Origin of the sequence: Ignatzschineria indica (assembly GCF_003121925.1) — a bacterium.
Lineage (GTDB): Bacteria > Pseudomonadota > Gammaproteobacteria > Cardiobacteriales > Wohlfahrtiimonadaceae > Ignatzschineria > Ignatzschineria indica.
The window spans coordinates 1-12897 of sequence record NZ_QEWR01000006.1 but is presented as its reverse complement, the minus strand read 5'-3'; the positions used below and the strand labels follow the sequence as shown (position 1 = coordinate 12897).

The window sequence follows — 12897 nt, the reverse complement described above, 5'->3', positions numbered from 1 at the left end:
ATCTATTTTGCAACAGCGATGATCAAGATCTTACACACTCCCCCTCTCTTTCTTATTCGTTGTTCTTTTATTCATTGTTCCTATCTGTTGTTCTCTGTACGCTTCTTTTTTTATATTTTCTTTTTACCCAATTTCCCAAATAGTGGGATATTGTGCCAAGCAAGCCCTGTTGTTTCGAGGACCACTATGGGCGCAAGAAGTAGGAGTGCTGTGATATTAGGAAGCACCATTAAACCGTTAAAGAGATCCGCCATCTGCCAGACAATATCGACATGGATAAAGGCAGCAAAAAAGATGCCAATAACAGCAATTAGCTGAAAGATGGGTACAGCCGCACGACTTTTAAAGAGATAGCGAACATTTGTTTCGGCATAGTAGTACCAGCCAATAATGGTTGAGAAGGCAAAAAAGAGTAGGGAGATTGCGATAAAGATGCCTCCGATAGAGCCAAATACCATCTCATAGGCATATTGGGTGATGGTAATGCCGGTACCGTGACCGTCAAAGAAGGAGAGAAAGGAGGGATTGTCACTCATTGAGGCTTCCCAGCCTCGTATCCCTGAGGTAATAATCACAAGACCTGTCAAAGTTACGATAATGCCGACAACAAAGACCCCCATCATGGCAATATAACCTTGCTCTTCGGGCGTTTTAACCTTTGCTACTGCATGAGCATGAGGGGTTGAACCCATTCCCGCTTCATTTGAGAAGAGCCCTCGTGCAATACCTAAGCGCATTGCTTGCTGAATCGCAATTCCGGCGCCACCTCCTAAAACCGCTTCAGGATTGAAAGCGGCAATAACAATCATCTTTAATGCCGGGAAGATATATTGATAATTGAGGCCCAAGACGATGATAGCTCCTAGAAGGTAGAAGAAGGCCATTGAAGGGACAACTTTTTCAGTAAAGGCGGCAATATTGCGAATCCCACCAATAATAACGAAGGCAACGAGCAGTGAAACTACAAGTGCCGTGATCCAAGTGGGAATCGAGAGTGACTTTTCAAAGGCTGATGCAATCGAGTTTGACTGCACCATATTGCCAATAATGCCGAGCGCTAGAATGATGAAGATGGCAAAGAGGATGGCAAGCCATTTGATACCTAACCCTTTCTCAATATAGTAAGCCGGGCCTCCTACAATCTGTCCTGTACGATCATAGGTGCGATATTTTTGCGCTAAAATTGCTTCTGCATAGATGGTCGCCATTCCAAAAAAGGAGGAGACCCACATCCAGAAGAGAGCTCCTGGCCCACCGGCGATAATTGCTGTTGCTGGTCCTGCGAGATTCCCCGTTCCTACCTGTCCTGCAATGGCGGTTGATACTGCTTGAAATGAACTCATTCCCTTCTTATCTGCTCGTTTTCCTGAGAGGGAAAACTTGGCAATTAAGGTCTTTAGGGCGCTCTTAAATTTTCGAACCTGAATCCCTTTTAGGAGAAAGGTGTAGAGAATCCCGGTACCACAAAGGAGGTAGACTAGCAGATAGTCCCAAAGGATTGTTTGAAAAGCGGTTAATAATGTATCAAAAGACATTGATCAGAATTCCTAAAATTGTGGGAAATAGCGCACAACAGCTAGCTTTTGTTTATAGGTTTAAGTCAACTATTACGGCAAATTTTTAAGCTAATTTTGAGAACTCTGTATAATGATCTCTTCACAAAAGCATTATGCATGTAGTATCTCAAAAAGAGATTATTATAAGCATAAAAAGAGAAAGATGAAAGTCAAAGCGTATTTACTAGAGCCTAGGAGGGGCATGTAATCATGCAAGTATTGGTATTAGGAAGCGGTGCTGTTGGCACCTCACTCGCATATTTTTTAGCTAAAAAAGGTTTTAAAGTCACCGTTGTTGATCGACAGGATGGAGCAGGACTTGAAACAAGCTACGGTAATGCGGGGCAGATCTCACCGGGTTATGCATCCCCATGGGCGGCGCCGGGAATCCCAATGAAAGCGATTAAATGGCTTATGCAGAGCAAGCATGCACCTTTGGCAATTCGTCCTACCTCTAGCTTAAAACAGTATAAGTGGATGTGGGATCTCTTCTTAAATTGTAATGAGAAGAGCTATGCAACTAATAAGGCGCGGATGGTTCGTATCTCTGAATATAGCCGAGATTGTTTAAGAGATTTACGTGCTGAGATCGATCTTCATTATGAAGAGAGAACTTTAGGGACAACACAGCTCTTAAGAACCGAAAAGCAGATGGAAGCGATTAAGAGCGATATCGCGGTATTGGAGGAGTTTAATGTTCCTTATGAAGTGCTCGATCGTGATGGTATCGTTGCTGTAGAGCCAGCATTGGCAAAAACAGTTGATAAATTAGCGGGAGGACTCCGTCTTCCTAATGACGAGACAGGAGATTGCTATCTCTATACAAGTCGTCTTGCAGAAAAAGCAAAAGCGCTAGGTGTAGAATTTAAGTTTGGTGCTATTGTCGATAAGATCGAAGTAGATGGGAAGAAGGTTACCGGCGTTATTGTTGATGGTGAGCGATTAACAGCAGATGCTTATGCGGTCTGTTTAGGGAGTTATGGTGCTGAAAAGCTCGCTCCGATCGGAATTGAAATCCCGGTTTATCCGCTAAAAGGTTACTCTTTAACAATCCCTATCACAAATCCTGATATGGCGCCGAAGTCCACTATTTTGGACGAGACTTATAAGATTGCGATTACCCGTTTTGATGAGCGTATTCGTGTTGGCGGTATGGCAGAAGTGATGGGTTATGACTTGAGCCTTGATCCGCGTCGCCGCGAGACATTGGAATTTGTGACAAAAGATCTCTATCCGGAAGGGGGAGATATTCCAGAGGGGATTTTCTGGACCGGTTTAAGACCGGCAACACCTGATGGAACGCCTATTTTAGGTCGCGCAAAATATGATAATCTCTTCTTAAATATCGGTCACGGAACGCTCGGTTGGACCATGGCGGCAGGATGTGGCCGTTATGTGAGTGATTTGATTGCAGGAGAAACACCTGAGATTAGCACTGAAGGGCTTGATATCACGCGATATAAGCGTTAAATCGATTCACCAAATGATTCACCAAATCGATCGTTATATCTACGATCGTTATCCCTATTGAATCTTTATAAGAGGCTCATTGAAGATGAGCCTCTTTTTTATGGTTGGGAAATTGTCGCTGTTGAACATCTATTTTTTGCGTTTATCTCTCCTCTCTCTTTTACGTCTGCTTCCTACTCGCTGAGCGTTTCTGTGAGGTAATGGTCTCTTTCTCGATAGATTCTTACACCTACAGCATCAGTCTGTTCAATTGCTTGAAGCTTATTGAGTTCGATCGTTAATGCCGGAATATTAAATTCTTCGATCAGTTTTTTAGCTAATAGTTCAGTAAAGGTTTCTACGAGTTGAAAGGAGGAGTTTTTGGCAAAATCTTTAATGTAATTACTCACCTTTTCATAGTCAAGCGTCAGAGTAATATCATCACTATTTGCTGCAGGGCGGTTATTCCATTCCATCTCAAGATTGAGCGTAATGGGTTGAGAGTTCGTGCGTTCATGGGGATAGATGCCGATAATAACATCGAGTTGAAGATTTTTGATAAAGACAATATCTGGTTTAGGAAGTGAAATTTTTTCCATGAAGTATTCCTTATTGTAATACGACGCCCTTTCGGGAAGAGTTGATAGGGTGATAAGAGGAAAATCTAAAAGATCAAAAAGGCCGGTAAGTACCGACCTTCACGCTAAATTTTTACTATAACTGCTTACTATTCTATCATTATGAAGATTTCAGTTTATTGAAACCGGCAATGGATAGATATCGCAATGGATAGATATCTATTTACCATGGGCTATTTATCTATCTCCTCTATATCTATTCCCTCTATCGAACTGATTGAGCTTACTGCTATCAGTAGAGAGCAACGGGATAGGATCCCAATACCTTAAAGAAAGAGGAGACCTCTTCAATCTCTTTTAAAGCTAATTTTAAGCCATGTTCCTCAAAATGTCCTAAAACATCGATAAAGAAGATATAGCTCCAATTGCTATTTTTAGAGGGGCGGGACTCAATGCGTGTCATTGTAATATTGTACTTTGAGAGTGGCGCAATTAGATGGAGCAACAAGCCGGGGCGATCATTGGCCGAGACAAGTATCGTTGTCTTATCATTACCACTTGGTGGGATACGTTTTGTGCCGATAATTAGAAACCGCGTACTATTGGTGAGATTATCTTCAATATTTTTTTCCAATATGGGGACGCCGTAGACTTCAGCTGCTTGCTTCCCTCCTAAGGCCGCAGTTCCCGATTCGTTATTGGCGCGTTGAACTGCACCGGCATTGGAGTTTGTAGCGATACGCTCTGCATGAGGAAGATACTCATCGAGCCAGGAACGACATTGAGCTAGGGATTGTGGATGAGCATAAACAGTCTTGATCGATTGTAGCTCAGATTCATGGGACATTAAGTTTTGGTGGATCTTTAACTCTGTTTCACCACAGATATAGACATTTGAGGTGGGGAAGCAGTCGAGAGTCTGATTCACTGCTCCTTCCGTTGAGTTTTCAATGGGAACAACACCAAAATCAAACTTTCCTGACTCTACGGCATGAAAGATCTCATCGATCGTTCGAATGGGAAGGCGTTTCGCCGCACCGCCGAAGTGTTTAATGGCTGCCTCTTCAGTAAAAGTTCCTTCCGGGCCTAAGTAAGCAATATTGAGCGGTTTCTCTAATGAGAGACAGACAGACATAATCTCGCGAAAGAGACGGGCAATATCGATATCTGGAATAGGCCCTGGATTTGCTGCCATTTTACTCTTTAGAACTTGAGCTTCTCTCTCCGGGCGATACATTTCACTATCACCACTTGCGATCTTAATATCGCCGATCGCTTTTGCCTCTTTAGCGCGTTCATTCAGGAGGTGCAAAATTTCTGCATCAATCTTATCGATAGCCGCTCTATGGGGGGCTAAGGGGTCAGTTGTTGATGATTCTTCAGTTGTAATCTGCTCATTTTGAGAGATCTTCTCTTCGGATGTAACACTCTTCTTCATTCTCTATTCCATAATTCCATACATGATTTTGATGATCGAATATTTCTGTTAACGCTCGATGGTGCGTTTATTAATATTTTTGGTTGCTCAAATTACTATAGAATGAATTGTTATAGAATGACAATGATCATTCACGAATATCATTCACTAAATAATCATTCGTAATAGTGATACTGAATGATCAATACTTAATGTTCGGTACTTAATGATTGGTGCTGAATAGATCGGTCATCAGAATTCTTTAGTGCTCATGATGATGGGTACAAAATTGAAGTGTAAAAAAGTTGTAGTCTAGGAGATAGGTTAATGGCAGAGAATTTAGTGGCAGAGAATATTATTACATTTGAGGGAATGACACCGAAAATAGGGCAGAAAAGTTGGGTTCACTCAAGTTCAACCATTATTGGTGATGTTGCGTTAGGAGAAGATGTCTCAATCTGGCCGGGAGTTGTGATTCGTGCCGATGTTAATCGTGTTGTGATTGGTGATCGAACCAATATTCAGGATGGATCTATAATCCATGTGACCAATCCTGGTGCAAATCCTCCTGATGGATATCCTACTATTATTGGTAATGATGTCACAGTTGGACATGGCGCTATGTTGCATGGTTGTACCATTGGAGATGGGGTTTTGATCGGTATGCGCGCTATTTTACTCGATGGTTCACGGGTGGAGCCGCACAGTATTTTAGGGGCTGGTGCGCTCTTAGCGCCGGGAAAAGTTGTGAGAAGTGGTGAAGTTTGGGTAGGGGCGCCGGCACGAAGAATTAAGGTATTGAGTGAAGAGGAGATTGAAGGACTCTATCTCTCTGCAAAACAATATGTCACCTTAAAGGATCGGTATTTGAAAGAAGGTTTATAGAAAGCCATTATATTGAGGCATGACGGAGTAAATTCACGGCTATTAAATAGTAATAGAAGATGGTAGTAAAAGATTGCAATTAATGAGGTTGTTAACAAGTTTGTGGATAAGTCTGGTAGAGCAAGATAATTAGTGGCTATCGCTTGAGATCGCCGATTTCTACTTGCTTTTACCAATAGCAAGCTCTTAAATATCATGCTATAATTTTGAAGATCAATATCTGCAAAATTTCAGATCTGTAATAGTGAGCGACATCTTATGTGAGACGATTTCAGAAAGATATTGGTTAACGTCGATATCTATCGCTCACCCAAGAAGAGACTAAAAGAGGACCTATGAAGTTAGTTATTCAAAGAGAACAGTTGATGAAGCCTCTGCAGGCGATCATCGGTGTAATTGATAGAACGCAGACGCTTCCCATTTTAGCGAATGTTAAATGTGTTGCGAGTGATGATGAGATTACGCTCACTACCACCGATTTGGAGATTGAGTTAACTTGCTCATTTCCCCATATCCCTGTTGATCAGGGCGCCATTACATTCCCGGCAAGAAAGTTATTCGATATATTAAAAGCATTGCCAGAAGGCATTGAAGTGCAGATTGAGGTTGATAATCTGCGAGCAATTATCACTGCGGGCCGTTCACGATTTACCTTAAGTTGCTTACCGGTAGATGAGTATCCGGTATCGGATCATTTAGAATTTGAAAAGACATTGACTCTGCCGAAAAATGAGCTTCGTCGCCTGATTGAAAAGGTTGCTTTCTCTATGGCCGTTTCCGATGTGCGATACTTCTTAAATGGTCTATTGTTAGATGTTAATGATACAGAGCTCAATGCTGTTGCAACGGATGGACATCGTCTTTCTGTCTCTTATCTCCAATTGCCGGAGAGTTCTGAGATGCAAAAACAGCTGATCATCCCTCGAAAAGGGGTCGAAGAGTTACTGAAGCTTATTGAAAATGAATCGGCACCAGTTCATTTAGAGCTTAGCGAAAATCATCTGCGTGTAGAGTTAGGAAGTATTGTCTTTACAACAAAACTGATCGATGGCAAGTTCCCTGATTATAAGCGTGTTGTTCCTCCATTAGGGGATAAAATTATTGTGGCGGATCGGGTCGGATTGATCGAAGCGCTTAATCGTGCATCCGTCTTGTCTCAAGATAAATTCCGCGGTATTCGTTTTACAGTCTCCGATTATCTTCTAAAATTACAGGTTAATAATCCTGAGCAGGAGCAAGCAGAGGAGGAGGTTGAGGTGAATTACCAAGGGGAAACCTTCACAACAGCCTTCAATGTGGGATATCTGATTGATGCGCTAAAAGCCCTCGATGATGATATGGTTCGTTTAAGTTTTACGGCCATTAACTCAAGTTGTCTGATTCAGAATTCAGATAGTAATGGTGTCAGTTATGTTGTTATGCCGATGAGACTCTAATTCAGAGTGATTATTCAATCTTTACAAGTTGAAAATTTTAGACATTTAGCGAGTCAAAAGTTTGATTTTGACTCGCAATTTAATTTAATTGTCGGGAAAAATGCATCAGGTAAGACCTCACTACTTGAGGCGCTCTACTTTTTATCTCAAACCCATTCCTTTAGAACCTCCCGTATCAATCAAGCGATCTGCGAAGGAACGGATTATCTTCGCGCTATTGCTGAGCTTCGTTCTTTAGATGGGGTAGTGACTTCTCGCTTAGGGCTTGAGCGAACAAAAACGGAGTTAGTCGTTCGCCAAGATGGTGAGAATATTCGGCGTCGATCTCATCTTGCAAAACTATTGCCGATGCTCTTTTTAGGGCCTGATACCGGCACACAGCTGATGGCAGAGCCGAAAGCTCGCCGGCAATTTATGGATTGGGGGTTATTTCAAAATTACGATCTCTATCACAGTATCTGGCAACGCTATGATAAGGCACTCTCTCAACGGAATGCTGCTCTAAAAGGGGGCTACTCCAATGCTGTTTTAAATAGCATTGAATTGGAATTAGCGGAATCGGGGGAGATATTAAATGGTTATCGCCGGAGATTTGTGGAGGAGATTACCCCTTCAGTTGTCCTATTGTTAGGAAGGTTGATTGATCAAGATGCCGCTTGGCGTTTAGATTACCTTTCGGGATTTACAGAAGGGGCATTGCAAGAGGAGCTCTTTACGGCAAGAGAGCGGGATCGGCAGATGACCTTTACTCGGGTAGGTCCCCATCGAGGAGATTTTACGCTACGTTGCAATGGACGAATTGTGACACAACATCTATCACGTGGTGAAATTAAGCTGGCAACGATTGCGCTGATGCTTTCACAAATTCAGTTACATCAGAAACTTCAAAATGCTTCAACGATTCTCTTAATGGATGATTTAACTGCAGAGCTTGATCAAGAGAAGCGGCGTATTCTTCTTGAGGAGTTGATTGCGCAAAAATCGCAGCTCTTTGTGACCTGCTTAGAAGCAGATGAGTTTCCTGAGTTAACCGATCCTACTCTGATCTCAGAAAGAAGTTACTATCAACTTAATGACGGGATTGCGCAAAAAATGGTATAATCGAGAGCTATTATAAGAAAAAAGATTAGTAGTTTTTTGCAATTTTTTGACAAATTTAATTGTAGATTAGGTGGCAAAATTATTGCAGAGCTATTACAAACTTATTACAGAATTATCATAAAAAGTTTATAGGGCTTTCATTGAACTTTATGGGAGATCTCTATTAGAGAGATTAATTAATATTAAGGTTTAGTTAAGAGCTATAAATTTTACAAAAGTTTTATCAGAATCAATAAAGAGGTATTGTGAATGACAACTGAAAGTCAATCTCCAAGTATCAAGGTTTTAAGAGGGTTAGATGCTGTTCGTAAGCGCCCTGGAATGTATATTGGAGATACCGATGATGGTACCGGTCTTCATCATATGGTGTTTGAAGTTCTCGATAATGCGATCGATGAGGCATTAGCGGGGCATTGTGACGATATCAGCATCACAATTCATGTTGATAACTCTGTAACAGTAACGGATAACGGCCGTGGTATTCCTGTTGAGATTCATCCTGAAGAAGGGGTGTCATCAGCGCAGGTTGTTATGACGGTGCTTCATGCTGGAGGAAAGTTTGAAGATAATGCTATCTCCGGCGGTCTACATGGTGTTGGGGTTTCTGTTGTCAACGCACTCTCTTCAAAGTTGAAATTAACCATCTATAAACATGGTAAAGTTCATGAGCAGGAATACACTTTGGGGGATCCTGATTACCCCTTAAGAGAGATCGGAGAGACAGATAAAACGGGAACGACGGTCTATTTCAAGCCGAGTAAAGAGGTCTTCAATAATATTGATTTTGATTATGATACGCTCTATAAGCGACTAAGAGAGCTTGCATTCCTTAATTCAGGAATTCGTATTACTCTGCGTGATGAGCGAGATGACCGAGAAGATGTTTTTCAATATGAAGGTGGAATTAAGGCTTATGTTGAGCTGATTAACAAAAACCGTAATAAGATCCATCCTCAAATTTTCTATTGTAATTGTCAAAAAGATAATATTAGTGTTGAGATCTCTCTTCAATGGACTGATGGTTATCAAGAGAGTGTTTTCTGTTATACCAATAATATCCCTCAAAGTGATGGTGGAACGCATCTTGCCGGTTTTAGAGCGGCAATGACAAGAACGCTTAACCGCTATATGCAAGAGGAAGGGCTTTTAAAGAAAACAAAAGTTGCCACAACAGGCGATGATGCGCGTGAAGGTTTAACGGCAATTATCTCTGTGAAGATTCCGGGGCCTAAATTCTCTTCACAGACAAAAGAGAAGTTAGTTTCGAGTGAAGTGCGTCCTGTGGTTGATAGTATCTTAGCAGAGCGTTTAGAGGAATTTCTTTTAGAGCGTCCTGAAGATGCTAAAGCGATTACCTCAAAAATTATCGATGCGGCGATGGCGCGTGAAGCTGCTAGAAAAGCGAGAGAAAACACTCGAAGAAAGAGCGCACTTGATATCGCAGGATTACCTGGAAAACTTGCAGATTGTCAAGAAAAAGATCCTGCAAAATCAGAGCTCTTTATTGTGGAAGGGGACTCGGCGGGGGGATCTGCAAAGCAGGGGCGCAGCCGTAAATTCCAAGCAATTCTTCCTTTGAAAGGGAAGATCTTAAATGTAGAGCGAGCACGATTTGATCGAATGATTAGCTCCGCTGAGATTGGTACATTAATTACTGCGCTCGGTTGTGGGATTGGTCGTGATGAATTTGACCCTGACAAGCTGCGTTATCATCGGATCGTTATTATGACGGATGCTGACGTTGATGGTGCGCATATTCGAACGCTCCTTTTGACCTTCTTCTATCGTCAAATGCGTGAACTTGTTGAGCGTGGACATATCTATATTGCGCAACCTCCGCTCTATAAGGTTAAGCGTGGCAGACAAGAAACTTATATTAAAGATGATAATGAACTTGCACTCTATTTCTTAAATACCGCTTTAGAAAATGGTTCTATGCATCCAAGTAGTGATGCGCCGGCAATCTCGTCGGTTGTGATGGAATCGTTAGCGAAGCAGTTAATGAGAGTTGAACATATTATCCATCGTATTGGTCACCGAGTACCAGAAGAGGTTCTCTATCATCTACTTGAAATGCCGGCATTAACAGAAGAGATGTTAGCGACGGCCGATGCCGCTGATTGGGCTAAGATGTTAGAGACAGAGTTACAACGAGATATCTCTGAAGGGGCAGTAAATTACCAAGTAGTTGCAAATCCTGAAGCAAAAGAGATCACTATTTTGGGTGAGCGTTACAATATCACCGATAAATACCTCATTGATGCTCGCTTTATTAACTCAAATGAATATCAAGAGATCGCTATTCTCGCAACTGAATTACACGCGCTTATTCAACCGGGTGCTTTTGTGCAGCGTGGTGAAAAACGCTTTAAGATTAGTGGCTTTAAACAAGGTTTAGACTGGTTGATTGATGAGGCTAAAAAAGGACAACAAGTCTCCCGCTATAAAGGTCTTGGAGAGATGAATGCCGAGCAGTTATGGGAGACAACAATGGATCCAGATTCTCGCAGGCTTCTGCAGGTTAAAGTTGAAGATGCGGTTAAGGCAGATGAAGTCTTCACCATGTTGATGGGGGATGAAGTTGAACCTCGTCGTGAATTTATCGAAGAAAATGCACAGATGGTTGGTAATTTAGATATTTAGTATAGATATTTAGTAGTCCTGTACTGTCTGTTTTATCGAAGCCTCGTAAACTTACGAGGCTTTTATTTTGTCTTGAAATTATATTTATTTTTTTATTTTATTTACAATACTTTTCTAAAAACAAAAAACTTCGAAGTATATGAATAATGCTGGTGTTTGGGGCTTATACAATTATTTATGATTATTGACACATATATTATCTGTATATATACTGAGCAAGTTATTTTATGTCGCTTTTGATATGTTGCCCAAAGTTATTATATAAATTTATGAGAAATATTTTTTTAAAGTCAATTGTTAGAGCAGTTTTTATTTCTGTGTTTATGGTTTTTTTGGCTGTCGCTAATGCCGCAATTGATTATCATCCACCGCTTGAAGGTGTATCCTCGGATAAGCTTCTTATAAATGTTGAAAGAGATAGGAAAATTGGTGGTAACGGTCAGTTAACAGAGAGTAGTTGTCCGATCGAACTCTATATTAATGGGCAAAAGGTGGGTAGTTATTTAATTAACGAACACCAGCAATATTACTTAAGTCCAGGAGACTATAGTTTTCGGGTGGAAAACTGCTTAGGGCAGAGTTCTATCTATGATATGACTTTACAAGTTAATGATGGTCAATATTATCAGGATTATATATTGTCCGTAGATTTTAAAGGTAAACCTTTTATTATCAAGAACAGTCTCAAGAAATTATAGATTGTATATATCATAAAGATTAAGATTACCATTAGTAGGTATTATTATTTTAATATATTAATACGTTTAGAAAGCCCCTCATCAATATCATTTAAAATATATTAAGAGTTAATCATTTATCTGCTTAAAGGATAATAGATTAGATTTCCTTATAGTATGTTGCGTGCAACATACCAGGTTATGCTCTGCTTCATTTATTCCTCATCAGTGAATTAAAAAATTAAGGTCATAGTTATGTCTAGCTCAACATTCTTAGTTGTAAATAAAAAATCATCTAACGAAGTTACAGTTAATAGTTCCAAAATTGTATTAAACGATGCTTCTATCGTTCATACGGGCATGTATCGTGCCGATGTCGCTGAGTTTATTCAAGAGGGAAATAATCTTGTCTTAAAACTTAAGAATGGACAAGTCATTGTGATAGAGAACTTCTTTCTTCTTCACGATGATCTTCATTCTGACCTTCTTTTTGAAGATGATGAGGATGGAATTGCATGGTTGCCTCTTTTAGCTGGGGGAGTTGCCGCAGGAGGATTAGTTGCCGCGTTGTCTTCCAGTAGTGATAGTGACGGAAAGTTTTCAGGAAATGAATCAAAACCAGGTGAGGTAACTGCACCAGATACGACAGCACCAGATGTACCAACTGATTTAGTGGTTTCCGAAGATGGTACTAACGTTAGTGGTAAAGGTGAACAAAATGCTGACGTAATCATTAAAGATGCTGACGGTAAGGTCATTGCCGAAGGCGAAGTTGATGCTGATGGAAACTTTGACATTAAGTTAGATCCGCCATTAACGAATGGGGAAGAGCTAGACGTTGTGTTAAAAGATGATTCAGGAAATGAATCAAAACCAGGTGAGGTAACTGCACCAGATACGACAGCACCAGATGTACCAACTGATTTAGTGGTTTCCGAAGATGGTACTAACGTTAGTGGTAAAGGTGAACCAAATGCTGACGTAATCATTAAAGATGCTGACGGTAAGGTCATTGCCGAAGGCGAAGTTGATGCTGATGGAAACTTTGACATTAAGTTAGATCCGCCATTAACGAATGGTGAAGAGCTAGAAGTCGTGTTAAAAGATGATTCAGGAAATGAATCAGAACCAGGCGAGGTAACTGCGCCAGATACG

The 12897-nt window shown here is 40.9% G+C and carries 10 protein-coding genes; 7 read left to right on the top strand and 3 right to left on the bottom strand.

What is annotated here, in order from left to right; all coding sequences use genetic code 11:
* Positions 1–110: 110 nt before the first annotated feature.
* On the bottom strand, positions 111–1535 hold the full coding sequence (locus DC082_RS09295; RefSeq protein ID WP_109236743.1) for an alanine/glycine:cation symporter family protein: 1425 nt from the start codon (positions 1533–1535) through the stop codon (positions 111–113).
* A 231-nt stretch (positions 1536–1766) separates the two neighbouring features.
* Here DC082_RS09295 and DC082_RS09290 point away from each other — a divergent pair, with 231 nt between their 5' ends.
* Positions 1767–3026 (top strand): D-amino acid dehydrogenase, encoded by a 1260-nt coding sequence (locus DC082_RS09290; protein ID WP_109236742.1) that lies wholly within the window; start codon positions 1767–1769, stop codon positions 3024–3026.
* Positions 3027–3199: 173 nt separating this feature from the next.
* Here the strand turns inward: DC082_RS09290 and folB are convergent, their stop codons facing one another.
* Together folB and pheA are read right to left on the bottom strand one after the other, a co-directional pair.
* Positions 3200–3604 (bottom strand): dihydroneopterin aldolase, encoded by a 405-nt coding sequence (gene folB, locus DC082_RS09285; protein WP_109236741.1) that lies wholly within the window; start codon positions 3602–3604, stop codon positions 3200–3202.
* Between the two features lie 271 nt (positions 3605–3875).
* Positions 3876–5021, bottom strand: a complete 1146-nt coding sequence (pheA, locus tag DC082_RS09280; protein ID WP_109236740.1) for a prephenate dehydratase — start codon at positions 5019–5021, stop codon at positions 3876–3878.
* 351 nt (positions 5022–5372) lie between these two features.
* Between pheA and DC082_RS09275 the strand changes: the two genes are divergently transcribed.
* The 6 genes from DC082_RS09275 to DC082_RS09250 all read left to right on the top strand — a co-directional run.
* Positions 5373–5885, top strand: coding sequence for a gamma carbonic anhydrase family protein (locus DC082_RS09275; RefSeq protein ID WP_109236798.1), 513 nt, complete (start codon positions 5373–5375; stop codon positions 5883–5885).
* Positions 5886–6220: 335 nt separating this feature from the next.
* Entirely contained in the window at positions 6221–7321 is a 1101-nt protein-coding gene (gene dnaN / locus DC082_RS09270; protein ID WP_109236739.1) for a DNA polymerase III subunit beta, read from the top strand.
* Between the two features lie 6 nt (positions 7322–7327).
* Entirely contained in the window at positions 7328–8422 is a 1095-nt protein-coding gene (gene recF, locus DC082_RS09265; protein WP_109236738.1) for a DNA replication/repair protein RecF, read from the top strand.
* Between the two features lie 249 nt (positions 8423–8671).
* Positions 8672–11065 carry a DNA topoisomerase (ATP-hydrolyzing) subunit B gene (gyrB, locus tag DC082_RS09260; protein ID WP_109236737.1) on the top strand — a complete coding sequence of 798 codons (2394 nt, stop codon included), beginning with the start codon at positions 8672–8674 and terminating at the stop codon, positions 11063–11065.
* A gap of 269 nt (positions 11066–11334) precedes the next feature.
* Positions 11335–11763 (top strand): hypothetical protein, encoded by a 429-nt coding sequence (locus tag DC082_RS09255; RefSeq protein ID WP_109236736.1) that lies wholly within the window; start codon positions 11335–11337, stop codon positions 11761–11763.
* Positions 11764–11997: 234 nt separating this feature from the next.
* A partial coding sequence (locus tag DC082_RS09250) for an Ig-like domain-containing protein (protein WP_123059929.1) occupies positions 11998–12897 on the top strand: 900 nt, incomplete at its 3' end.

What these genes read in the sequence shown, in the direction of transcription:
- folB (WP_109236741.1), bottom strand. Translation starts at nt 3,604, where the DNA reads ATGGAAAAAATTTCACTTCCTAAACCAGATATTGTCTTTATCAAAAAT.
- DC082_RS09255 (WP_109236736.1), top strand. Translation starts at nt 11,335, where the DNA reads ATGAGAAATATTTTTTTAAAGTCAATTGTTAGAGCAGTTTTTATTTCT.
- DC082_RS09275 (WP_109236798.1), top strand. Translation starts at nt 5,373, where the DNA reads ATGACACCGAAAATAGGGCAGAAAAGTTGGGTTCACTCAAGTTCAACC.
- gyrB (WP_109236737.1), top strand. Translation starts at nt 8,672, where the DNA reads ATGACAACTGAAAGTCAATCTCCAAGTATCAAGGTTTTAAGAGGGTTA.
- DC082_RS09290 (WP_109236742.1), top strand. Translation starts at nt 1,767, where the DNA reads ATGCAAGTATTGGTATTAGGAAGCGGTGCTGTTGGCACCTCACTCGCA.
- dnaN (WP_109236739.1), top strand. Translation starts at nt 6,221, where the DNA reads ATGAAGTTAGTTATTCAAAGAGAACAGTTGATGAAGCCTCTGCAGGCG.
- DC082_RS09295 (WP_109236743.1), bottom strand. Translation starts at nt 1,535, where the DNA reads ATGTCTTTTGATACATTATTAACCGCTTTTCAAACAATCCTTTGGGAC.
- pheA (WP_109236740.1), bottom strand. Translation starts at nt 5,021, where the DNA reads ATGAAGAAGAGTGTTACATCCGAAGAGAAGATCTCTCAAAATGAGCAG.